24 protein-coding genes are annotated in these 23,848 nt (G+C 50.5%); 16 read left to right on the top strand and 8 right to left on the bottom strand.

The annotated features are described in order from the left end of the window. Positions 1 to 6 precede the first annotated feature (6 nt). A complete protein-coding gene (locus tag B5X72_RS12935; protein ID WP_079717335.1) occupies positions 7 to 186 on the bottom strand; it encodes a hypothetical protein in 180 nt (59 codons plus the stop codon). 12 nt (positions 187 to 198) lie between these two features. After that, complete coding sequence (gene treZ / locus B5X72_RS12930; RefSeq protein ID WP_079717495.1) at positions 199 to 2,025, bottom strand: malto-oligosyltrehalose trehalohydrolase; 1,827 nt, start codon at positions 2,023 to 2,025, stop codon at positions 199 to 201. A 273-nt stretch (positions 2,026 to 2,298) separates the two neighbouring features. Here treZ and B5X72_RS12925 point away from each other — a divergent pair, with 273 nt between their 5' ends. Together B5X72_RS12925 and B5X72_RS12920 are read left to right on the top strand one after the other, a co-directional pair. Further along, entirely contained in the window at positions 2,299 to 3,036 is a 738-nt protein-coding gene (locus B5X72_RS12925) for a DUF421 domain-containing protein (RefSeq protein ID WP_176146197.1), read from the top strand. A gap of 10 nt (positions 3,037 to 3,046) precedes the next feature. Continuing rightward, positions 3,047 to 3,736, top strand: a complete 690-nt coding sequence (locus B5X72_RS12920) for a DUF421 domain-containing protein (RefSeq protein ID WP_079717333.1) — start codon at positions 3,047 to 3,049, stop codon at positions 3,734 to 3,736. A 14-nt stretch (positions 3,737 to 3,750) separates the two neighbouring features. Here the strand turns inward: B5X72_RS12920 and B5X72_RS12915 are convergent, their stop codons facing one another. Together B5X72_RS12915 and B5X72_RS12910 are read right to left on the bottom strand one after the other, a co-directional pair. After that, positions 3,751 to 4,035, bottom strand: coding sequence for a hypothetical protein (locus B5X72_RS12915; RefSeq protein ID WP_079717332.1), 285 nt, complete (start codon positions 4,033 to 4,035; stop codon positions 3,751 to 3,753). Between the two features lie 28 nt (positions 4,036 to 4,063). Further along, entirely contained in the window at positions 4,064 to 4,279 is a 216-nt protein-coding gene (locus tag B5X72_RS12910; protein ID WP_079717331.1) for a hypothetical protein, read from the bottom strand. A gap of 154 nt (positions 4,280 to 4,433) precedes the next feature. Here B5X72_RS12910 and B5X72_RS12905 point away from each other — a divergent pair, with 154 nt between their 5' ends. Next, the gene (locus tag B5X72_RS12905) at positions 4,434 to 4,634 is read left to right on the top strand and encodes a hypothetical protein (protein WP_139378680.1); all 201 of its coding nucleotides are present in this window, start codon (positions 4,434 to 4,436) and stop codon (positions 4,632 to 4,634) included. A gap of 26 nt (positions 4,635 to 4,660) precedes the next feature. Here the strand turns inward: B5X72_RS12905 and B5X72_RS12900 are convergent, their stop codons facing one another. Further along, positions 4,661 to 5,965 (bottom strand): M20/M25/M40 family metallo-hydrolase, encoded by a 1,305-nt coding sequence (locus B5X72_RS12900; RefSeq protein ID WP_079717329.1) that lies wholly within the window; start codon positions 5,963 to 5,965, stop codon positions 4,661 to 4,663. 82 nt (positions 5,966 to 6,047) lie between these two features. Here B5X72_RS12900 and B5X72_RS12895 point away from each other — a divergent pair, with 82 nt between their 5' ends. Beyond that, entirely contained in the window at positions 6,048 to 6,362 is a 315-nt protein-coding gene (locus tag B5X72_RS12895; protein ID WP_079717328.1) for a rhodanese-like domain-containing protein, read from the top strand. 17 nt (positions 6,363 to 6,379) lie between these two features. Then, positions 6,380 to 6,568, top strand: a complete 189-nt coding sequence (locus B5X72_RS12890) for a DUF6358 family protein (protein ID WP_079717327.1) — start codon at positions 6,380 to 6,382, stop codon at positions 6,566 to 6,568. A gap of 15 nt (positions 6,569 to 6,583) precedes the next feature. Here the strand turns inward: B5X72_RS12890 and B5X72_RS12885 are convergent, their stop codons facing one another. From B5X72_RS12885 to B5X72_RS12875, 3 genes are all read right to left on the bottom strand, one after another. Then, a complete protein-coding gene (locus tag B5X72_RS12885) occupies positions 6,584 to 7,306 on the bottom strand; it encodes a 2-phosphosulfolactate phosphatase (protein ID WP_079717326.1) in 723 nt (240 codons plus the stop codon). Between the two features lie 3 nt (positions 7,307 to 7,309). Beyond that, positions 7,310 to 8,389, bottom strand: coding sequence for a glycine cleavage system aminomethyltransferase GcvT (gene gcvT, locus B5X72_RS12880; protein WP_176146209.1), 1,080 nt, complete (start codon positions 8,387 to 8,389; stop codon positions 7,310 to 7,312). Positions 8,390 to 8,585: 196 nt separating this feature from the next. Next, the gene (locus B5X72_RS12875; protein WP_079717324.1) at positions 8,586 to 8,927 is read right to left on the bottom strand and encodes a single-stranded DNA-binding protein; all 342 of its coding nucleotides are present in this window, start codon (positions 8,925 to 8,927) and stop codon (positions 8,586 to 8,588) included. A 287-nt stretch (positions 8,928 to 9,214) separates the two neighbouring features. Between B5X72_RS12875 and B5X72_RS12870 the strand changes: the two genes are divergently transcribed. The 11 genes from B5X72_RS12870 (at position 9,215) to B5X72_RS12820 (ending at position 23,780) form a co-directional block, all read left to right on the top strand. Beyond that, entirely contained in the window at positions 9,215 to 10,003 is a 789-nt protein-coding gene (locus B5X72_RS12870) for a PhzF family phenazine biosynthesis protein (protein ID WP_079717323.1), read from the top strand. 75 nt (positions 10,004 to 10,078) lie between these two features. Beyond that, a complete protein-coding gene (map, locus tag B5X72_RS12865) occupies positions 10,079 to 10,843 on the top strand; it encodes a type I methionyl aminopeptidase (RefSeq protein WP_079717322.1) in 765 nt (254 codons plus the stop codon). A gap of 23 nt (positions 10,844 to 10,866) precedes the next feature. Continuing rightward, positions 10,867 to 12,030: a DNA polymerase III subunit gene (locus B5X72_RS12860; protein ID WP_079717321.1), complete on the top strand. Its 1,164-nt coding sequence runs from the start codon at positions 10,867 to 10,869 to the stop codon at positions 12,028 to 12,030. 64 nt (positions 12,031 to 12,094) lie between these two features. After that, positions 12,095 to 13,387, top strand: a complete 1,293-nt coding sequence (gene ricT, locus B5X72_RS12855) for a PSP1 domain-containing protein (RefSeq protein WP_079717320.1) — start codon at positions 12,095 to 12,097, stop codon at positions 13,385 to 13,387. Between the two features lie 6 nt (positions 13,388 to 13,393). Beyond that, positions 13,394 to 13,867, top strand: coding sequence for a gliding motility lipoprotein GldH (locus tag B5X72_RS12850; RefSeq protein ID WP_079717319.1), 474 nt, complete (start codon positions 13,394 to 13,396; stop codon positions 13,865 to 13,867). 16 nt (positions 13,868 to 13,883) lie between these two features. After that, on the top strand, positions 13,884 to 14,075 hold the full coding sequence (locus B5X72_RS12845; protein WP_079717318.1) for a hypothetical protein: 192 nt from the start codon (positions 13,884 to 13,886) through the stop codon (positions 14,073 to 14,075). Positions 14,076 to 14,228: 153 nt separating this feature from the next. Continuing rightward, positions 14,229 to 17,240 carry a SusC/RagA family TonB-linked outer membrane protein gene (locus tag B5X72_RS12840; RefSeq protein WP_079717317.1) on the top strand — a complete coding sequence of 1,004 codons (3,012 nt, stop codon included), beginning with the start codon at positions 14,229 to 14,231 and terminating at the stop codon, positions 17,238 to 17,240. A 14-nt stretch (positions 17,241 to 17,254) separates the two neighbouring features. Then, positions 17,255 to 18,805, top strand: a complete 1,551-nt coding sequence (locus B5X72_RS12835; protein ID WP_079717316.1) for a RagB/SusD family nutrient uptake outer membrane protein — start codon at positions 17,255 to 17,257, stop codon at positions 18,803 to 18,805. A 192-nt stretch (positions 18,806 to 18,997) separates the two neighbouring features. After that, a complete protein-coding gene (locus tag B5X72_RS12830) occupies positions 18,998 to 19,342 on the top strand; it encodes a PadR family transcriptional regulator (protein WP_079717315.1) in 345 nt (114 codons plus the stop codon). A 66-nt stretch (positions 19,343 to 19,408) separates the two neighbouring features. Then, entirely contained in the window at positions 19,409 to 21,049 is a 1,641-nt protein-coding gene (locus B5X72_RS12825; protein WP_079717314.1) for a PspC domain-containing protein, read from the top strand. A gap of 289 nt (positions 21,050 to 21,338) precedes the next feature. Further along, the gene (locus B5X72_RS12820; RefSeq protein WP_079717313.1) at positions 21,339 to 23,780 is read left to right on the top strand and encodes a TonB-dependent receptor; all 2,442 of its coding nucleotides are present in this window, start codon (positions 21,339 to 21,341) and stop codon (positions 23,778 to 23,780) included. The last annotated feature ends 68 nt before the right edge of the window (positions 23,781 to 23,848 follow it).

Below are 23,848 nucleotides of genomic sequence, written 5' to 3'. Positions count from 1 at the left end.
TGTTTGCTAGAACCTTACCTCAGGCGTATCGGTGACCGAATCCGGATCCAGACGGTTTACGCTGGTATCCAGGGGGTGAATGGAATCGCCGACACTGTCCCGGCGCACGGGGTCGTCCCCGCGTGGCGGTGTGTGCGTGCATGAAAGTAAGGCCAAACAGATCGTTGCTAAAATTAGTGTTTTCATCGCGTTATCGTTTTATGTTGTTGAAGCAAATACCAGTACACTTACCGGTGGTAGGGCAAGCGCATCCGGGCTTGCGGCAGCGCCGTGTTGCAGGTCTGCCACCGTGGAGTCTAACAAACATATCCACGTTGTGTTTGGTGGAAGCGTATAGGGGAGCGGTTGATCCCCGAGATTAAACAGTGCCACCAGCGTTGATTGCCCGGCTTCGTCCTGCCTGATCATACTCCAGGCGCGCTCGCTGAGGACGTCAACTCGAGTGCCGGCTTTGTTGAAGTTTTGCAGGGCCTTGTGCGTGCGACGAAGATGGATGAGCCGCTTATACCACGTCAACAGCAGCCGGTAGTTGCCCCATGTGCGCTTAGACCAATCGAGTATGCATGCCCGGAAGGTATCCTCTGCCTGCGGATCGGGCGGTTCTTCGTCGCCAAGAAAGTGTGCGAACTCACGCTTTCGGCCCTCTCGGACCAGCTTTACCAGCTCGGGGTCGCTATGGCTGGTAAAGTAGAGAAAAGGGTTGTCTTCACCGTACTCTTCGCCCATAAATAGCATGGGGACGTAGGGCGATAAGAGCGTGGCCGCCGCGGCAACACGCAATTGGGCGTCTGTAAGCAACACCGATAGGCGCTCACCGTTTTTGTGGTTGCCCACTTGATCGTGGTTTTGGATAAAGGAGATGAACTTGAACCCGGGGATGCCTGCTGATGAAGCGCCGTATTTCCGTTGCCGAGCCTTGACGTACTCGCCGCTGTGCACAAAACCTTCAGTATAAGCTTTGGCCAGCTGGTGCACGGTGCCAAAATCTTCATACCGTTCCTTGCCCTCCGGATAGAGCAAGACGAACAAAGCGTGGTGGAAGTCGTCGAGCCATTGGGCGTCGAACCCATAACCGTTGGTTTTGGCGTTTTGGATGACCCGGGGGGCGTTGAGGTCGCTCTCGGCGATCATATGCACCGGTTTTTGCGCGTGCTGCGTATAGCACTCGACCACTTCATTGATGTATTGCAGCACATGTATGGCCCCCGTATCAATGATGGCGTGAATGGCGTCCAACCGCAGACCGTCGATGTGAAAATGATGAAACCAATGGAGTGCGTTGGCCGCGAAATAATCGCGTACACCATCTGACCAGGGGCCATCAAAATTCAAGGCTGACCCCCAAGGTGTTTGGTAAGCATCGGTAAAATACGGTCCAAACGCATTGAAATAATTGCCCTCCGGACCCAAGTGGTTGTACACGACGTCGAGAATGACGGCGATGTCATGGCGATGGCAGGCATCCACCAGTCGCTTCAGCCCATCGGGGCCACCGTAGGATGCCTGCACAGCGTAAGGAAACACCCCGTCGTATCCCCAGTTGCGTGTGCCGGGAAACTGGGCTACGGGCATGATTTCAATCGCATTGATGCCGGTGGCGACGAGATCTTCCAGGCGGGGGATGATGGCATCAAACGTCCCGGCTTCGGTAAACGTGCCCACGTGAAGCTCATACAAAACCAACTCGCTGAGCGCTGGATTTTCCCATGCCTGATCCGACCACCGGAAGGCACCGTGATCGACCACCGCGGAAGGGCCATGAACACCTTCCGGCTGGAAGTGGGAGGCCGGATCTGGAAAGTCACCTTCCCCGTCGGGCTGGTAGTAATAGCGGGTGGCGGGCGAACAGTCATCGACGGTTGCCTCGTAATAACCATCGGCGCTCTTGATCATGGCGATGCGTTTTTCCACCGGGGAAACGATATGGAGGGTCATGGTTCGCTTTAATGGTGCCCACACACGGAAAAAGCACGTCCCGTCGGGCCGAAGATGGGCTCCTGTTGTAATGATTGGCAGTTGTTGCATGATGTCTCGGTTTGCTGTTGGTGTGTTTATCATTTTTCATGCCTAATCGGAATAGGTGGCCCCTGGTGTTGCAGGAATGCCGGATGACCTGCTTGTCGTCCGAGCCACTGTCCATTTTTGTGGTGTGTTTGTCAAGACAACTGTACTTCCTTTCCTTTCGCGGACGGCGCAGTAGCAGCACTTGACGACGATCGGCTCCCTTTCGTAAGGATTCTGGCGAAGTTTCGGTTGTACGGCGCGCGAAGACCAAGTGGGCGGAAATCTGGCATGCCGTTGGAACCTGAAGTTGGACAGCTGAGGCTACTACAGGTAAGGTGCATGGATAAGGAAGACATTAAAATCAACGATTGGGAGCGTATCCTCCTTGGCGATGCTCCTGCTATCTTCCTGGTGGAAGTATTGCTGAGAACCATTGTTGTGTACTGTGCGTTACTGCTGGCCTTGCGTTTGATGGGCAAACGGATGACCGGTCAGCTGTCTGTTACGGAAATGGCCGTGATGATTACACTCGGGGCAATTGTGTCCGTACCCATGCAACTGGCAGACCGCGGTGTACTGCTGGGGTTGCTCGTGCTATCTTGTGCGCTGCTGTTTCACCAAGGCATCAACTACTGGCAGCTGTATAGCAAGCGGGCGGAGCAGCTCGCAGAAGGCCGCGAAAGCTTGCTGGTAAAAGACGGTGTCTTACAGATGGAGGCCATGAAAGCAAACAAAATTTCGCGCCAGCAGTTGTTTGCGGCACTGCGAAACAAGCAGATCTTTAACTTGGGGGAAGTAAAGCGCGTATACCTGGAAGCGGCAGGCTTGTTTTCCATCTTTACGTTTGACAAGCCGCAGCCCGGGATGCCAACGATGTACGAAATGGATGAAGAGGTGTATACGCGGCCTGTGGAAGAAGGGCAATGTTATGTGTGTGATACGTGTGGGACGTTGTTTGGCGACCATAAGCCGGAAGAAGGGACGTGCTGCACCAACTGCGGAAGCATACGATGGATAACAGCGATTCGATAAAAACCACGCTATGGAAAAACAAGATATTCAACTGTCAGACCTGCCCCGGATACTGTTTGGGGAAGTGCCGGGCATCTTTTACGTGGAGGTGATCTTCCGAATAGCCATCATTTACCTGGTGCTAATGGGTTCCATGCGCCTGATGGGAAAACGAATGGCTTCGCAAATTGGCAGGAATGAAATGGCGGCGATGGTGTCGCTTGCAGCGGCTATCGGTGTGCCGCTGCAGGATCCCAGTCGCGGCATCTTGCCAATTTTTGTGATCGCTTTCGTGGTCATGCTTTTTCAGAGCGTCATAGCCGCGCGTGCGGCCACCGACCAGCGGTTCGAACGGATAAGTCAGGGCAATGTGGAATTGCTTATTACCGATGGTGTACTCAACCTGGAGGGGATGAAGAAAAGCCGATTATCCAGAGGAAGGCTTTTTGCCCAACTGCGGGCTTCGCAAATCACGCATCTGGGGATGGTAAGTCGCCTATTTCTGGAAGCTAATGGCACCTTCAGCCTGAAGCCCAATCCGGAGCCAACTGCGGGGTTGCCCGTGATTCCCAGCTGGGACAAAGATTTCCTGGCCACCATGGAGACGGACTCCGAACAGGTAGCATGTGGGCACTGCGGAAAAGTCGTGGCCAAAAAGGAACAGCCGCTTACCTGCGCCAGCTGCCATCGGGCCAATGAATGGTCTATCGCGGTAAAGTGAGCGCGACAGCCCGCTTATTGCCGTTTGACAAACTTATGGAACGTGCTGACCTCGCCGTCGGCTTTCGTCTCCTGGTACAGGAAATCCAGGTTTTCCTCATCAAATTCCTGGAAAAAATCCTCCCATTGGATTTCTTTCAGGGTATCCTGGTTTTCGCTGTTTTCAGGAAAATGAATACGAAGGATGCCCTCGTCGTCTGAATTGCCGCCTGTATCTTTTACTTTTGCCGGAACTCCGCCGCGCTCGGCGGCCCAATTTTTTATCTCGTCGTGGTCGTGAGTTTGCTTGGATGTGCTCATGGTTCAAGAAATGTGATATTAGTTATAGCTAATCTTGTGTGCCTTTGTCCGGATTGCGGTTGGGATTTTTGACACGGACATTCTGCGCCGGTGTTTCCTCATCTTCCAAATAGCGGTCCGTCACCTGCTGCTCGCCTTCGGGATTGGTCACCGCGAATGCATCCCTGAGGTTGGTGCCGCCTTTGCCCCGGCCTGCTGGTCTGCCCTTCCGCCGGATGTCGTTTTCATGCCTATCAGTTCCCATATCGATACTCGTTTTGTTAACATTTTTTATTACTAAAACCAACAGCCGCGTTTTTATTTTGTTTTAAAGCACCGTATTGTTTTAAAAAACTGATAAACAGATTGAATTTTTATAAACAAAATGTTAAGCAACATTGTTAGCCCGGTAAAGAGGAATGACTACCATGATTGAAAACGAAAAAGTTGCACATCCGTTCGAGGCAGCGGAGCAAGCGAAGAACAACGAAAGAAAAAAAAGCGAGAGGAAAACGGACAGGCTGCAGCAAAACCGTAATCAGGAAAGGAACCACAAAGACCTAATCCCGAAATGGTATACGGGTATTACCAAACCTTCCTGCGATGGGATGATTTGGTAGCCACCATCGAATGGTGAGCTAATCCATTAATGTTCGAGTTTGGGAACCCTATTTGGTGTGGCTTCTCCCGTGACAATGCTCTTCGCCCCTAAGGCGATGGCCTTGATGGAAGAAGCGATATTTTCAACATTTAGGGTTTCCACCTCATCGTTTACCGTATGGTAGTATTGGTCCTGATCAATCTGAACCGTTGAAAAGGTATGTGCAGGTACACCTAATGCCGCCAACGACGCGTTGTCACTGCGATAGAAAAGATTTTGGGTAGGATATGGGTCCGGATGGAAAGTAAAATCCGTTCCTTTGACATTTTGTTGCATGAGTTCAGCCAAATTGGACTGGCTGTATCCTGTCACGTATAGCGAGTTGGGTCCGAAAGGCGCATCTTTGCCAATCATCTCAATATTGATCATGGCCACGACCTTATCGGCATTGATCTGCTGCGAAAAGTACTTTGATCCCACCAAACCGAGCTCCTCGGCGGTAAATGCTACAAACAGCAGCGTGCGCGCATTGTCATTGCGTTTCTTGTAATAGCTTGCCAAACTGATGACGGCCGATACACCGGAGGCATCGTCATCCGCGCCGTTGGCAATGGAGTCTTGCCCCACCGGCTGGATGATACCGATATGATCATAATGGGCCGAAAAGATGACATACTCATCAGGCTTGGATTTGCCGGGTAACACACCCACAAGGTTAAATAGGGGCAGCTCTTCAATCGTATTGGTAAAACTCACACGGAATGACTGGGGGATCTGATCGGCCAGTACGTACACGACCGAAGGGGTCGGTGAAGCGGCCGCTTGCTGGTTGATTCGGCCGCGCATTAAAATGCCCCTATACCGCTCGAACAATTGGCTAAAACTGGGATCAACCACGACGATGGCGTCTTTGCCCCCCGTAGATACGTCGCGGAAGCGTTGGGCGAAGTCCTCACCCGCCTTGATCTGCACAAGCGATACCCCCGGTTCGGTATTCCAGTTCATGCCCGGGCTGTTGCTCGATATGATGATATGCTCCTGTGGAATTTCTGTGCCGTCAAAGGTGACCTCCCACGTGGCCGGACTGATCCGCGTCACCAGGAATGTCTGGCGATAGTCATCACCGACATAGGGCGCTAGCCCGATTTTTCTGAATTCCGTGGCGATGAACTGGGCGGCCCGTTCAATGCCGGGCGTAAAGGAACCTCGGCCCTCCATCTCGTCTGCTGCCAATGTGTTTAATATCCGGGCCACTTCTTTCGTATCTACGACCTGATCCAACGGCTGGCGCACGGCGCATCCGGCTAAAAGCCATGCAACTACGACAAAAGGGGTGACTATCCTACGCATAATGACGATTTTGAATAGCCAAATGTATGCATTTTCCTGATTATCTTGTTAGCTTTGTAGGATAACCTTATATTGATAAGACATGAAAGAAATTACGGTCGAAGAGCTCAAGGAGAAAATAGACAAGAATGAGGACTTCCAGTTGATAGATGTGCGCGAGGAGTTTGAATATGAAACATCAAACCTTAATGGCAAAAATATCCCCTTGGCGGAGGTCGTGCTCGAGAAAGATAAGATAGCCCGTGATAAACCGGTGGTGGTTCACTGCCGTAGCGGCAAACGGAGCGCGCAAGCTATCCTATTGCTCGAAAGGGAAGGATTTGACAACTTATACAACTTGCAGGGTGGGATACTGGCGTGGCGTGACGCATTTGATCCCGATATGCAAGTGTATTAATCGGCTACGGGAGCGCCATGAAAAGGCATTTTTTATATAACACCTTGCTGAATATTGGGCTGATCTTGATGATATTCAGTGCCGTGGCCGCTTATAACAGCAAGCAGTATCCGGTGCTGGCCATCTCTGTCGTGATCGTGTGTGTGCTGGTCTATTTGAAATACCGGCTACTAAAACAGGTACGCCAAATGACCAACAAGAGGTGATTGGCTGTATGCCGCTTAGGTAGTTTCCGCTAGGCGGACAAGTTCGTGCCCATTCATGATAGGAATTACCGATACGGTATCCTGCTGCAAACAGAAGGAGATGTCTGCGTCAATATTAAGCCGCTGCATGCGTTTGCTGTGCGAGGCTTTACTCAGGTAGGCCTTCAGATTGTCCTTGGCCTCCAAGTACAGGCTTTCCGCGGCATGTGCTGCATCGTCCAGCTCAATGCCGCCGGTGTTAAGGCTGTTGGCTAATGCGCCTGCAAAGACCGTATCCTCCAGGCTGAACTGATTTTTCCATCCAGCGCAGACCATGAGTACATGGTGGTTTTGGCTTTGTAACCAGCGTGACAAGGCGCTGATGTTCAGGAATGATCCGGCAACGACAGCTGTAGCGCCGGCGCTCCACTGAATGGCACGGGTACCGTTTGTGGTGGTCAGTACGACTGTCTTTCCGCCTACCTTGTCCGCAGTGTAGGAAAAGGGTGAATTGCCGAAATCAAAGCCTGTTACCACTTCGCCGTCACGCTCAGCTGCTAGCAGGTGGCCATTTCCCCGATAGGCCAAGCATGCCTCAACTTCGGCAACGGGGATGATTGCTTTTGCACCGTTCGCCAGCCCGTAGCATATCGACGAGGTTGCCCTGAAAATGTCGATAACGACAGCAATGGTGTCATCAAGCGGATAAAAGGGCAATAACGCCGGGCTCAGGCAAACACGGATGCTTTTAGGGGCCATGCGTTATTTGACAAACGGAGGTTTTACAACCACGGCTTTCACCCGGTTGTTTCGTATCTCAATGTAAACGTCGCTGCCTTCCTTGGCATGGTCAATGGCAACGTACCCCAAGCCGATGGACTTTTTAAGCGTGGGCGACTGCGTACCTGACGTGACCCGCCCGATGGGGTTGCCGTTGGCATCCACGATGCCGTAGCCATGGCGGGCTATGCCGCGGTCCATCAGCTCAAACCCAATCAGTTTATGTTTTAGGCCAGCTTCTTTTTGCTTTTTTAGCCCCTCGGCATTGACAAAATCCTTGGTAAACTTGGTCACCCAGCCCAACCCGGCCTCCAAGGGCGACGTCGTGTCGTCAATATCGTTGCCGTAAAGGCAAAAGCCCATCTCCAGCCGTAGGGTATCACGTGCCCCCAACCCGATGGGTTTGATGCCGTAGTCGGCACCGGCCTCAAAAATGGCGTCCCATACGGCCTTAGCGTGTTCATTAGCCACATAGACTTCGAAGCCGCCGGCCCCTGTGTAGCCCGTAGCGGACACTAGGACATTGTCGACGCCGGCAAACGTGCCTTTCTTGAACGTGTAATACTCCATGGTGGCCAGATCAATATCCGTAAGGCTGGCCAGTGCCTCCGCGGCTTTTGGCCCCTGTATGGCAAATAAAGAAGTTTCATCCGAGATGTTTTTCATTGTCACGCCATACGTATTGTATTTAGCGATCCAGTCCCAGTCCTTTTGAATATTGGAGGCGTTGACGACCAGGAAGTAGGTCTTCTCGTCGATGCGGTAAACGAGAAAATCGTCCACGATGCCGCCGGTCTCATTGGGAATATAAGCATATTGTACTTTTCCGTCATAAAGTTTGGATGCATCGTTGGAACTGATCTTTTGCACCAGATCCATTGCACGGTCGCCTTTGAGGATGAATTCGCCCATGTGACTGACGTCAAACACGCCCACGCCGTTGCGGACGGTCTCATGTTCGTCATTGATGCCCGAATACTGGACAGGCATATTGAAACCGGCGAAAGGGACCATCTTGGCTCCCAGGGCTACGTGTACGTCGGTGAGGGCGGTGTTTTTAATCATGGATGCAAGCGATTTGTTTCGGGGCAAAGCTAATGAAACCTACCCGAATTGCCAATCAAAAAGAAAGATGAACCACGTGCCGCGGGCCAATGTGCCTCAATGCCTGCAAGCGTGCAGGCATCGGGCGCGTTGGCGCGAGTTCACTCTGCAGTAAGCAGAGCTGCTTACCGCAGGCAGGCTTGTCGCTACGACCTCACTCGGGCTTGCGGCTGAGCAACAGCACTTCATTTACATTGACTTCAGTGACATAACGCGTGATCCCCTCCTTATCTACGTACTGGCGGTTGACGAGTTTGCCCTCGATGGCAATCTCAGAACCCTTGGTGAGGCTCTTCTCGGCGAAGACTGCTTGCCTACCCCAAAAAACGAGGTTGTGCCACTGCGTGTCCGAGACCCACTCGCCCTGGCCGTTGCGATGCCGCTCGTTGGTCGCAATGGAGACGCGGGCCAAGCTTCTGTTGTTGCTGAAGGTTTTGACTTCGGGATTGCTACCTAAAAATCCCGTGAGGCGTACACTGTTTTTTAACGTGTTCATGATAGTAATACAAATTAGTGAAACAAGCGATTAACGAACGATGGACTTCCAATGCCATCGACGGAGCAAAAATGGGCAACCGAAAGGCAATTAGTCGGATGATAAACGGATATATCCGTTTATAAACGGTTATAATCGGCTAACATTACGGTATCATCAAGCTGCATCCGGTAGCTGTTTGCTGAATGGCGATGTGGCTTGCATGAGCCGGATGATAATTATCCGGAAGGGTGAGTGTATTGGAGATAAAACCGAATTTACCTAAGTTTGTTCCATTAGCTTAGCATATGACCCTAAAAATTTATCAAATCGATGCCTTTACCGACCGCGTATTTTCCGGCAACCCCGCTGCGGTATGTCCATTGGATGCCTGGCTGGACGATACGCTCATGCAGCAAATTGCTATGGAAAATAATCTAGCAGAGACGGCTTTCTATGTACGCCGGGGAGGTGACTACGAAATCCGGTGGTTTACCCCAACCGTGGAGGTTGACCTTTGCGGCCATGCGACGTTGGCGTCAGCCTTCGTCTTGTTCAACTACGAAGGCTATGGCGGAGATACCATTCGTTTTCACTCGTCACGCAGCGGAACGCTCCCGGTGAAGCGTGAGGGCGAGTACCTTACCCTTAACTTTCCGACCGACGTGCTGGAGCCAGCTGCGCTGACCGCTGAATTGACGGCAGGCTTTGACATCGTGCCCCTTGCCGCCTACCGGGGAAAAACCGATTACATGCTGGTATTCGAAAACGAAGCCCAAGTTCGGTCGGTTAAGCCGGACTTGGGCCGGATCGCACAGTTGGCAGCCCGGGGTGTCATCATTACGGCCGCAGGCAATGAGGTCGACTTTGTCTCCCGTTTTTTTGGCCCGCAATCGGGCGTTGATGAAGACCCGGTGACGGGTTCTGCACATACGACCTTAATCCCATATTGGGCAGACAAGCTTCGTAAAGACACGTTGGTAGCCAAGCAGCTTTCGGCCCGTGGAGGATGGCTCCAATGCAGATACTTAGGAGATAGGGTGGAGATAAGCGGGCAGGCAAGGCGGTATTTGGTCGGCGAAATCCATGTGGTGTAGTCATTGCTTTTTAGTACCTTTGAAAAATTTGGCCCCGTTGGGCTCATTTATTGAATACCAAAAAGGATAAAAACGATGTCAATCACGAGTGAATCGGAATGGATTGGGATGAAAAACGTCAGTGAGGTGGTCGCCACAACACTACGGGAGATGCGCGATTATGCAAAGCCCGGTATGACGACCAAGGCGCTGGACGATTTTGGTCGGCGGCTCCTGGAAGCGCAGGGGGCAAAACCGGCACCGACCTTGACTTACGGGTTCCCGGGTTGCACCTGCATTAGCCTGAACGGCGAAATAGCGCATGGGGTACCTGGCCAGCATCGTATCATGCAAGAGGGTGATCTGGTAAATATAGACGTTTCGGCAATGCTCAACGGCTTTTGGGCCGACAACGGCGGGTCATTCGTCTTGGGGCAGGATAGCCATGGGCATCAACGGTTGGTAGATACTTCAAAACGTATTTTGCAAAAGGCGATCGCCCATATCCGGGGTGGGGTGCGCATCGCTGATATTGGCCGGTTGATTGAAACCGAAGCGAAAAAGTCGGGGTATACCGTCATAAAAAATTTGACAGGCCACGGCGTTGGCGGGGGGTTACATGAAGAACCCCATGAGATAGCCAACTACTATGATCGGTTTAATCGAAACCGGTTTAGGAAAAACACCACCGTGGCCATCGAAACGTTTATATCAAGCCGCTCTACACACGCTGTAACGGCAGACGACGGATGGACCTTGGTGGGAGATAAAGGTGGTTTTGTAGCTCAGCACGAGCATACTATTGTGGTGACCGATGGCCCCCCGATTATCTTGACAGCGATGAATGGAATTGGAAACTGATAGGAGGAAAGCGTAGATACCGAATGCTATTCAACGAGATTATCGGACAGGCAGTCATCAAACGAAGCCTCATCAACACCGTAAAAGAAAACCGCGTCAGCCATGCACAGCTTTTTCTTGGGCCGGAGGGCAGTGGAAGCTTAGCCTTGGCCGTGGCTTATGCGCAGTACCTCAATTGTGACAACAAACAGCCTGATGACAGCTGCGGCGAATGTGCCTCTTGCCGCAAGTACAATAAGCTTATCCATCCCGACCTGCATTTTTCTTATCCCTTCTTTGCCAAACACAAGGAAGATACGGCAGCAACGTACGCGGACGCGTGGCGGAAGGCCTTTTTGAATAATCCATACCTTGGCCTTGACCATTGGCGCAGTCAGCTTGATGCCGAAAATAAACAGGCCAATATCAATATTGCCGAGGCCCATCATATCATCAAAAAACTAAGCTTGAAAGCTTATGAGGCCGAATATAAGGTGCTCATCATGTGGCTGCCCGAATACCTCGATACGCAGGGCAATGCCTTGCTGAAACTCATCGAGGAGCCGCCGGCAAAGACACTGTTCCTACTGGTGGCCGAACAGCAGGAAAAAATATTGAACACCATCATCTCCCGAACGCAATTGGTGAAGATAAACCGCCTTGCCGATGCGGAGATCAGCAGCTACCTGATGAATAGCCGGCAGTTAAACAAGCAGCAGGCCGACGAAATCGCATTCATCAGCAATGGCAGTGTGCAACAGGCGCTCAACCTGCTGGGCGACGATACAAACGGGCATTTTGATTTGATGATCCGCTGGCTACGCTACTGTGTGACAGACGCCGGGGCTGCGCTGATCAAAACCTGTGATGAAGAATTATCGAAAATGGGACGTGAAAACCAAAAAAGTTTCTTACTTTACGCCATCAATATGATGCGGCAGGTGGTGTTGCTGAAGGAAGGGATGACTCGATTGGTCCACCTGCCCGGTGCCGAATGGGATTTTGCACAGAAGTTTAGCAAGCATTACCAGCTGACGCAGATCGAACGGGCTATCAGCCTGTTTGAGGAGGCGTACTATCATGTCGAACGCAACGCGAATCCGAAAATATTATTTTTAGATTTATCTTTGCAACTGGTTTTAATATATAAATATCAAACGTTCCGCCAGCTGGCGGACTCAACATATAGCGATAACTATGGGATGTAGCAGTTGCTCATCCGGCGGAGGGTGTGGAAGTACACCGGCAGGATGTCAAAACAACGGCGCCTGCATGACGAGCGGATGCAATAAATTGGATGTATACGATTGGCTGGCCGACATGGACATGCCAACAAATTATAAACCCTTCAATATCGTGGAGGTGCGGTTTAAGGGGTCTCGGAAAGACTTTTACGTTAACCACGAAAACCTTTACCTCGAGATGGGCGAAATGGTGGCCGTAGAGCCCAATACCGGGGGATATGACATTGGCCATGTGTCCATGACGGGAGAGTTGGTCAGGCTGCAATTGAAGAAAAACAACGTAGACCCAGCCAGCGTGACGAAAAAGGTGTACCGGAAAGTGACCGACGCCGACATCAAGAAATGGCAGGCTGCCAAGGACCTCGAATGGGAAACCATGCACCGGGCGCGTAAGCTGGCGCTCGACCTGGGACTGTCCATGAAAATCAGCGATGTCGATTACCAGGGCGATAAGTCAAAAGCTACTTTTTATTATACCGCGGACGGCAGGGTGGACTTCCGTGAGCTGATCAAGCGCATGGCCGAGGCATTCCGTATCCGGATTGAGATGCGCCAAATCGGTATGCGCCAGGAGGCCAGCAGGCTGGGAGGTATCGGATCCTGCGGTAGGGAACTCTGCTGCTCTACGTGGCTTACCGACTTCAAGACGGTATCCACGTCGGCCGCCCGCTATCAAAACCTGTCGCTCAACACGCTGAAACTCGCGGGGCAATGCGGGAAACTGAAATGCTGCCTCAACTACGAGCTGGACAGCTACATGGACGCGTTGAAGGATATTCCCAACAACATCGAACGGATAGAGACCCAGAAAGGTGTGGCTTTCCTCCAGAAGACCGATATTTTCAAGAAACTGATGTGGTTTAGCTACCCCGGCGAAGAAAACTGGATTCCACTAACAACCGATAGGGTAAAGGAAATCCACCACCTGAACAAAGAGGGAATAAAACCGGAAGATATCGGAGCCGTTGTCATCGAGGCCGTGGCGGAGAAGGTGGTCAATTATGACTACGAAAATGTAGTGGGGCAGGATAGCCTGACGCGACTGGATGAGCGGAACAAGAAAAAGCGTAAGCAGGCAAAGAATAAACGTAAGCCAGAAGGGAAGAAACCGAAGCCGGGGCAGGAACAGCCAAAACAGGATAAGCCTGAAAGCCGGAACAAACCCGAAAGCCGGAAGGAACCGGCGAAGAAGCAGGCAGCTACGCCTAAAACGCCTGAAAATCAAACGCAAGACGGAAAGCCTGCTAAACCGAAAAGACGCTTTCGGGGTAACCGGAAAGGAAAAGCAGGGGGGCAGCAACCCAATGGACAAGCCAGCTAACGACAGATGCGCTACCTTTTGACTGCACGGTACGGATTATTGGGCATGATGATATTTGCCGCTTCCTGCACGGATACGGCGGTGTTGGACCAAAACGTGCCCATTACTGATCGCGCATGGCATTACGATGATCAGCCCCGCCTGACGGCGCATATTACGGATGCCGGCAAGCACTATAACATCTATCTCAATCTCCGGCATACGCCGGATTATAAGTATTCCAATATTTTCGTGCTCCTGCACCAACATCACCCCGATGGAAGCGATACAACCGAACGCTTTGAATTGCGCCTTGCCGAACCGGACGGCCGTTGGCTGGGTCGTGGCGGCGGAAGCTTGTACGCCCACCAACAGCTAATCAAGGAAGCTGTACGATTTCCGGATACGGGCAATTATGTGTTTGTCATCGAGCAGAACATGCGTGAAAATCCGCTTCGCGAGGTCGCCGATGTAGGCATTCGGATAACTCCGGTAAACTAGTTGTATTGTACGAGCCATGAAGAAATTACAACAAATCATCACCCACCCTTATTTTAGCTACGTATATCTTTTTGTCGTCGTGTTCTGTATCATTTGCCTGCTCGTGCTGCCGCAGGGACATCCGCTTACCACCGGTGCGGTAGCCGTGGGGCTTGCCCTCTTCGTGCTGCATCGCTACCGGAAGTACTTGCTTAGGAAGCAGGGTTAACCGGCTACAAAAAAATCACCTAACCCGAAAACAATAATTCTTATCATTTGTTATTGTGTCAGCTATATAACGCGGTGCGCGTTTAATAGCCCTGTCCGGTTATAATGAACCGCTATGCTTAGCCAATTAATTAAACAAAACACGCAATAAATTATGAGCACATTTCCATTAACTAATCGACAATCAAGCGTCGGCATTGCCCTGCTGTGGCTGGCGTTGTTGTGTCCAATTCTTGGGTATGCCCAAGCAGGAGGCATCCAAGGAAAAGTAGTAGACGAAAGCCAACAGCCGCTAGCGGGAGCCTCTGTGGTGATCAAAGAGCTGGACAGGCAGGCGGGTACCAACGCCGAAGGACTCTATTCGTTTACGAACGTCCCTTACGGGACATACACCCTGTCTGTGTCATTTATTGGCTACCAAAGCATGGAGCGCAGTGTGACGGTGTCAAGCGCGGAGCAACTGGTTGATTTCAACCTGGTATCCAGTGGCGAAAGCCTGGATGAAGTGGTAGTCATTGGCTACGGCACCGCCAGAAAGCAGGATGTCACCGGTTCGGTCGCGTCGTTGCAGCCCAAGGATTTTAACAAGGGGGTGATCGTTGCCCCCGACCAGTTAATGCAAGGCCGGACGGCAGGTGTGATGGTCATCAACAATACTGGTAAGCCTGGTGGCTCCACCACCGTGCGGATTCGGGGGAACTCGTCCATCCGTGCAGGGAACAACCCATTGTTTGTGGTGGATGGGATTCCCTTATCTGGTACCTCTGCGCGTCCAGGGGGACAGGGGGGATATAGCTCTGACGGAGGCAATCCACTTAATTACCTTAACCCCAATGATATCGCAAGCATGGATATTTTGAAAGATGCGTCTGCTACAGCGATATACGGCTCGCGTGGTGCAAACGGCGTGGTACTCATTACCACCAAGCGTGGCCAAGCCGGTTCACCTACGCTGAACGTGCTCGCGTCGACCGGTATATCCAACGTACTGAGAAAGCCGGAGGTGCTGAATGCTGACGAGTTCAGGCAGGCTTTACAATTCTATACGCCAGATAATACCTCAGATTTCGGCGGCAATGAAAATGCATTCGATGCTATCATCCGATCCGCAGTTACGCAGAATTATTCGATGGACATCTCGGGCGGTAATGAGGATGGCCGGTATCGGATTTCGCTCGGCTACTTGGATCAAAATGGAATCATAGAGACCGATAGATTGAGAAAGTACACTGCCAACGTGAGTGGAAACTTCCGGTTTTTGGAGAGTAAGAAGTTACGGCTGGATTTTAATATTTTGGCGGCGCAGACGGATGAAAATAATGCACCCTTGGATGTGGATGTGGGCTTTACAGGCAACGTGATCTCCCAAGCGCTCCAATGGAACCCGACATTGCCCTTGCGGGATAGCAACGGCGAGTTGGCGTTTCAGTCGCCCGATTTGAGAAATCCGCTCACAACGTTGACCGCATATAAAGATATTACCAAGGTAAATACTATTTTGGCCAGCATCGCTCCGTCCTTCAAGATTACCGATGAATTAGAGTATAAACTCATGTACAGCCTCACCCACCAAGCTGGGCGACGCACGGGGCGGTTTATTGCCGGAATGATCAATCCAACCGATGTGAACAACGGCTCTGCTTTTATCGGAAACGACACCGAAACCAATCACCAGCTCACGCATACGCTGTCGTTTGATAAGGAAATTACAAACGACTTGAGCCTTAATGCCGTGGTGGGCTATGAATATTTGAGTTTTGATACCCGGTGGAATTCAGTGAGCGGCAGTGGCTTCTCTGATTTGGAAGGGCTCGACTATTTTGACTATTTACAGTATTCCATTGCCAATAATAGAAATGCCAACTCCTTCAGGAGTCCGACCAATGAACTTCAATCGTACTTCGCAAGGGCAACTTTCAACTACCAGGATCGTTACTTGTTTACCGGGACGATTCGGCGAGACGGCTCTACGAAATTTGGCGAGAACAATAGATACGCCAACTTTCCTTCCCTCGCGTTCGCATGGAACATCTCCAACGAAGCATTCATGGAGGGGAATAGACTTTTCAGCAACTTGAAGCTACGTTTGGGATGGGGTCAGACGGGTAATCAGGAGTTTCCATCGGGCGCTTCGCGGGATCGTTATGTGTTCAGTGCTCAGAGTATTGCACAAGCCAATTACGGTAACCCGGATTTACGATGGGAGAGTTCGGCTACCATCAATGCCGGCATTGATTTTGGATTGTTCCAAAACAGGCTTTCCGGCTCAATCGACTATTTCCGCAAGGCAACCACGGATGCCCTGTTTGAACAAACCCTCGCCCAACCAGCTCCCAGCGGCCGGATATGGGTCAACTTGGATGGAGAGATCATTAATGAGGGTGTGGAATTGGCACTAATGGGCAATGTTGTCCAACGCGAGAACTGGAATTGGAATCTGGGCGTGAACGCGACTTATCTGGAGAACCGGGTGGACGGCCTACTTGGTTATTATGAAACCGCAGCCCTTCGGGGACAGGGATTTTCCGGTGTACTGGGACAACGGATGGTGAGTGGGCAGCCGCTCAACGTGTGGTATCTAGCGCAGTTTGAAGGCATTGATCCCGCAACCGGAACCAGCATATATAGAGGCCTCGATGGGACGGTGGGCACGGATGTGGATCCTGCACTAAACAAGTTTTATTTGGGAAGTCCCAATCCTAAGTATTTACTGGGAATCTCCACCGACGTTAGCTATAAACGGTTTAGTCTCAATGTCAACATGCATGGTGCGTTTGGCCACTACCTGTTCAACAATACCATGGCCACGGTGTTGGGCGTGAATAACCTGTCTAACCGGAATATTGGCCGCCGTTTCTTTGATATGCAGGCGGGAGAATCGACCTCCAATTCGGCGGCACCTTCCAGCCGGTATCTGGAAAAAGGAGATTTTCTGAAAATGTCGAATATGACGTTGAGCTATAACGTGGGCAACATCGGCAACACCATCAGAAATCTGAATGTATCGCTCACGGGGCAGAACTTGTTTGTACTCACCGGTTACAACGGATTCGATCCTGAAGTGAATACCGACGGTACAACCAATGGAGTGCCTTCGTTGGGTATTGAGTATCTCCCTTACCCGCCTGCCAGAACGTTTCTTTTAGGTGTTAATTTCTCATTGTAGCAAAACTTGGAATCATGAACACAATTAAATTATATCGTACCATTTTATTGGTCATTGCGGGACTGTCACTTTCCTGTACCGACTTGGACGAACAGCTTCGAAGTGAGTTGGAACAAGGTGGGACAGACGTGAATACCTCGGATTTATTGATCGGAGCCTATCTGGCCTTGAATACGCCTTACCAACAGGAGCAACGTTGGGTGTTGGAGGAAATATCTACCGATGCGGCCATCGCGCCTACTCGTGGCGGCGACTGGGATGACAATGGGATGCATCGGGCTATCCACCTCCATACATGGAACGCCGATAACGCGTACATGAACAATACATTCGTTAACTTGTTAACAGCACAGTTTCAGGCCTCCAACGTATTACGCAACAACCCGACGGCACAGCAAGCCGCCGAGGCGCGGTTTATCCGGGCACTGAGCATGTTTGATGTGCTGAACCTCTGGGGTGTGGTGCCTTACCGGGAAGATTTGGATGATTTTCGGACAAATCCTACGACATTGCAAACGCAGGAGGCCATCGATTTTATTGCCAGCGAACTGAATGCGATCATGGGAGACCTCCCCAGCTCAAGTGCAGCGTATGTAGCCAACCAGAATGCGGCGAGGACGTTGTTAATGAAGTTATACCTGAATAAGGGTGTATTCCTGAACAGGGAAAACCCAACTTTCGAGGCGGCCGATATGAATCAGGTGATCGAATTGGCTAATCAGATTACGGCCAGCAACAGCTATACCGTCTCTGCTCCTGGCAGGTACTTCGATAATTTTGCGCCAAATAACCATGCCGTATCCACAGAAAACATCTTTACATTGTACAACGAAAACGGAGTACGGGGTGGGGCCGTCGATCGGACGTGGAATACGGTGGCCCACTACAACATGGTACCCGGTGGCTGGAACGGTTGGTGTACCCTTTCGGATTTTTATGATTTATATGATGAAGGTGATGAGCGGCTGGGGATTTACTACGAATATCCGGCAGACACAATGAGTAACCCGGATCGGCGGCGGAATGTAGGTTTTTTCATCGGCCAACAATACAACATGAGTACCGGCCGCCCGTTGAACGCCAGGAATCCTTCCAGCCAACCGCTATCGTTTACACGGGAAGTAACCATCCGCACATCTGGAGCTACCCTGGAAACCGCAGGCATCCGCGTCATGAAGTATGCATTTGACTACAGTGTGCTTTCGGGACAGCGTAATAACGACTGGGTGGTCTTCCGGTATGCCGACGTGCTGTTGATGCAAGCAGAAGCGATACTTCGCGGTGGTACAGGTACCCCCGCCGATGCACTTGCCTTGGTGAATACGATACGGACCAATCGTGGTGCAGCACCTTTTGCCACGCTTTCGCTGGATGATTTAATTGATGAGCGCGGCCGGGAGCTTTATTGGGAGGGCTGGCGGAGGCAGGATTTGATCCGCTTTGGTAAGTTCTTGGAACCGGGGCAGGTACGGACGACTGCTTCGGAACCACATCGTTTGGTATACCCCATCCCAAGCCAACAGATAGCGGTCAATCCAAATCTGCAACAGAATCCTGGATATTGATAGCAGCAAAGAATAAAGGCTAAACGAACGAGAATAACTTATCCGGACATGTAACCGCCCCGAATGTTTTTCGGGGCGTTTTTTTATGATTGCTGAGGATTTGCAAAATTTTGTTGCTGATAATCAGGGTTTTGATTTTTTATATACTACTATGTATTGCATAGTACAAACCAAAACATATATCTTTGTATTATGATAGTAGATAACACGCAGACCCAAATGAGGAAAGGGATACTGGAATACTGTATCCTTTCCATTATCTCGCGAGGCGAGATATATGCCTCAGACATCATCGGCGAGCTCAAAAAAGCAAGACTGCTGGTGGTAGAGGGTACTTTATATCCTTTGCTGACGCGGCTTAAAAATAACGGCTTACTGAGCTACAGTTGGAAAGAATCGACATCGGGCCCACCCCGTAAATATTACCAAATTACGCCAGCGGGGCTAGAGGTGCTTGGAAAATTAGACAGCACTTGGGAAGAGCTGGTCTTTGCCGTGCAGACATCCATGGAAGGTCGGCAGGGTGAAGGAAAGTAGGAAGGAAACATCATCAAATAAACAGGTAACAGACATCAGACAGTAAACGATAAAAACCACAAGAAAATGAACAGGACCATCATCATCAATATAAACGGCATCGTGTTCCACATCGAGGAAGATGCCTATGAAGTGCTTCGCTCGTATATGATCGATGTAAAAAAGCACTTCGGACACACGGCTGACAGCCACGAAATTGTCGGCGATATCGAAAACAGGATCGCCGAAATGTTTAATGAGCGGATTTTCCAGGGTAAGAAGGAAGTCATCACTATGGAGGATGTCAACGATGTTATCGCCCAAATGGGACGCGTGAGTGACTTCGAGACCGGCGACCAGCAAGAGGCCTACACCGAAGCATCATACGAGATACCCCATATGAGCGGGCAACGGAAGCTGATGCGCGACCCTGACGATAAGGTGTTCGGCGGGGTGTGTAGCGGCCTTGGGCATTACTTCGGTATCGAGGCCCGTTGGATACGGCTTATCCTCGTGCTGTTGTTCGTCTTTGGGGGTACTGGTCTCCTGCTGTATATCATCCTATGGATAGTCATGCCGCTTGCCCGTACGCGTGCAGATCGGATGGCTATGCGGGGCGAAGCGCCCAATTTGCAGAATTTCAAACGCAGTTTTCAGGAGGAAATGGAGGGCCTCCGATCAAATTTTACCGGGGCCGAGGCAGGGCTTAGAAGGGGTCTGGACTCGGCCGGCAATTTTCTTGTAAAGGCATTTGTCGTATTGGCTAAGGTCATCGGCGTATTGTTTATCGTAGGCTTATGCGGCGGCCTGGTAGTACTGGTCATCAGTATCGTGGCTTCCTTCGGCTTTCTCGGAGCGGACACGGATATGGCCATGTTTCCGCTGAACGTCATTGAACCGGGCTCCCGTACTCCCGTGCTGATTAGCGCGTTGGTGGTAGCAGTGATTCCATTCATAGCGCTTGTGGCATTAATTATCCGTATCTTATTCAATCGACCGGTGATGGGCCAGTATACTGGATTCATACTGCTCGCCGCATGGCTGATAGCGGCAGGATTCACTATCGTATATGCTACGCGGACCGTCAATGACTTCCGCGAGGAGAGCACGGTAGTGGAAGAACAGCCGCTGGAAAGGCAGCCGGTTTATTACCTGTCCAAGAACGACCTCACCGTCATCCGGCTCCAAAATGATTCATTGGATAGGGCATCGCGCATCCGGCACCGTGCCACCATCCGCAACCGCAACTTCCTGGAATGGCAAAGCCGTATGCACATGCGCATTGTCAAAGTCGACTCCACGCAGACTCCTTCGGTCACCTACGAATATGTAGCACGCGGTGCTACCTATGAATTGGCTGCCGAACGTGCCGGTAAAATTGATTATCACTTCCAGCAACAGGGCGATAGCTTGATATTCGACAGTCATTTCAATATTGCAAATGAAGAGCTGATGCGTGATCAACGGCTTTACCTCAAACTGAACATCCCGGTAGGCACAAGGCTTATTATTGACAGGGAGCTGCGCCGTCACGTATCGGATTTGCCGTTTAACCAATGTGAAGGGCTTTATGGATATGCAGATGGAAATGCACCCGATAAAACAGAGTGGATAATGGCTGAATCGGGCCTGAAATGTGCGATCGCACCGTCGGCCATTGAAGAGGCCCCTGGGGCTGTCGATACCATGCAGGTCGACAGTATCGCAGACACTTCGGCATCGAACTGATGAAAAAACGACTGTTCGTCACCCCAAATAGGCATTTCGTCAAAAATAATTGGTGATAGTGAACGAAATCAAGTGCTTTGTATCTGCGTAGCAAAAAAATAAAAACGTACCATGCAACTTTTTGACCACTTATTGCGTCATATGAACAAAATAAAAATACAGATACAATACAGATAACAAACAGCACCATACAGTTCTAGAATAAAAATCATATAAAATACAGTTTTTCAATTAATTAAAAAGTTGTGAGCTTTTTGATAAGGGGGGTTCTGTACAGTTACTAAGCAACATGAAGCATTTTAAACACACACTTATAGCCTTTCTTCTTACGACAATTCTGGCGACTGCAGCGTACACCCAACAGGCTTCTATCGCGGGCCGGGTGCTCGATGAAAAGAACGCACCGCTGGATTTAGCCACCGTTAATTTATTGGCGGCAAGGGACTCGTCAGTGGTAAAAACGGCTTTCCCCGATGAAACCGGAAACTTCATGTTTACCGGGGTGCAGCAGGGTACATATTTGGTTAGGGCCGTATTGGTGGGATATGAAGACGCCTTGAGCGAAGTCGTAGAAATCGCGTCGGCGACAGCTGCAAAGAATTTTGCTCCCTTGGTCCTGAAAAATACCAATACGGTATTGGATGAAGTGGCGGTGACAGCACCGCAGCGGCCACTGGTAGAACGGAAACCCGACATGATGGTCGTCAACGTGGAAAATTCCACGCTGGCCGCCGGCAATACGGCAATGGATATTTTGGAGCGGTCACCAGGCGTGACTGTAGACAAGGATGACAACATCAGCCTGATGGGAAAACAGGGTGTGATCGTCATGATCGATGGCAAGCAGACCTACCTGTCTGCCGAGCAGTTGGCCAACTTTCTGCGCAATACGGATGGCAATACCATCAAATCCATTGAGCTGATTACGAATCCCTCGTCCAAATATGACGCTTCGGGCACGGCGGGCATGATCAATATCGTGCTGAAGAAAAACCGGATGGCAGGCACGAATGGTACATTTACCGCGGGCACAGGATACGGGTTTGGCCATAAGGCAAACACGTCGTTGAACCTTAATCACAAAGTGGACCGGCTAAACGTGTTTGGTACCTATAGTTACATGGACAACGAAGGTGGTAATGAGATAGGCATTTTCCGTTCTATCGTGCAGCAGGATGTCAACACCGATTTCCAGCAATATACCGAGTTCAACCGGAGGAACAGAAACCACTCCTACCGGGCAGGGGTAGACTATAACACCTCCGACCGCAATGTGGTGGGCGTACTGCTAAGTGGCTACGCCAGTGGGAACGACAATAATAATTCGAGTAATACGTTGATAGGCCGTACCATCTTGTCGCCGGATTCAACGTTGTTTACTTCTTCGTTGTTTGACGGTAGCTACCGTAGCTTTGCAATCAACGCAAATAACCAGTTTACCATTGATAGCAATGGACGGAAATTGGTAGCTGACGTCGATGTATCGCGCTTTTCAAACCGGAATGATGCCGACTACAACAATACATTTTACTTGCCGTCGGGCGATATCAAGGGGCAGCCTTTGCTGTCGCGGAGCAATATGCCTACGATTATCAATATTCGCGTAGCTAAGGTAGATTATACCCACCCCTTTGGAAAGGGAAATAAAAACAAGATAGAAACCGGAATGAAATACAGCAACGTATCGTCAGACAACGATATGCGGTTTGAAAACCAGGTTGGCGGTGTATGGCAGAATGACGTGGGACGCACTAACCATTTCTTGTACGAGGAACAGGTCGCCGCGGCTTACTTAAATTACAGCACCACCTTAGGCAAGCTGGGCATCCAGGCTGGGTTGAGGAGCGAATACACGGTGTCTGATGGCAACTCCATCACCATGGCCAATCGCATCAAGCGGGATTATCTTGATTTTTTTCCAAGCGTATTCCTCAACTATAACATTTCGGATAATCATCAGACCGGCCTCTCGTACAGCAAACGGATCAATCGGCCAAATTATGGCAACCTCAATCCGTTCGAGTATTTTCTTGACCAGTATACATCCGAACAGGGTAACCCCTACCTAAGGCCCGAATATACCCATGCCTTCGACTTTTCGTATACACTCATGCAGAAGTACCATTTGAGCGCCGGATATAACCGCACGAATGACGTTATTGCCGAGTCGATGGGACAGGATGATGTAACTAAGCGTACATGGGTGACACGCGATAATTTGGCTAAGCAGGAAATATGGTATGGCAATTTGAATGTGCCGGTAAAGGTGACCAAATTCTGGAATACCAACACCAATTTGAATGCCTTTTATATGGGTTTTGATGGTCCGCTGGGTGGAGAATACCTTAGCCAAGGACAGTTTGCCTGGCAGCTGAGAAGCAACCATACGTTTACCATTCTCCCGACCTTGACTGCCGAGACATCGGTCAACTACCAATCGTCCTTGGTTTATAGCATTTACCGTATCGGTTCGCAATGGTCTATCGATGCCGGGCTGAATAAGTCTTTCTACAATAAAAAAGCAAATTTGAAATTTTCCGTAAGCGACATCTTTGATACCCGCGTACAGGACGTGCGTACGCAGTATGCAAACTTGAATACGGTTATCAATCAAAAGAACGAGACAAGGGTTGCGCGGCTTACCTTCACCTACAGCTTTGGCAACATGAAAAACGGCGCCCGCCGTAATGATGGTCAGAGTGAGGAAAAAAGCCGTATAAATATGCCTTAGTGTGTTTGGGCATATAAATTTGTGGTTCGCCACCGCTGATGTGAATCGGCGGTGGTTTTTTGTTCACG

This window comes from Parapedobacter luteus (assembly GCF_900168055.1).
Lineage (GTDB): Bacteria > Bacteroidota > Bacteroidia > Sphingobacteriales > Sphingobacteriaceae > Parapedobacter > Parapedobacter luteus.
The sequence above is the reverse complement of the archived record's forward strand: the minus strand, read 5'-3'. Positions and strand labels throughout refer to the sequence as shown.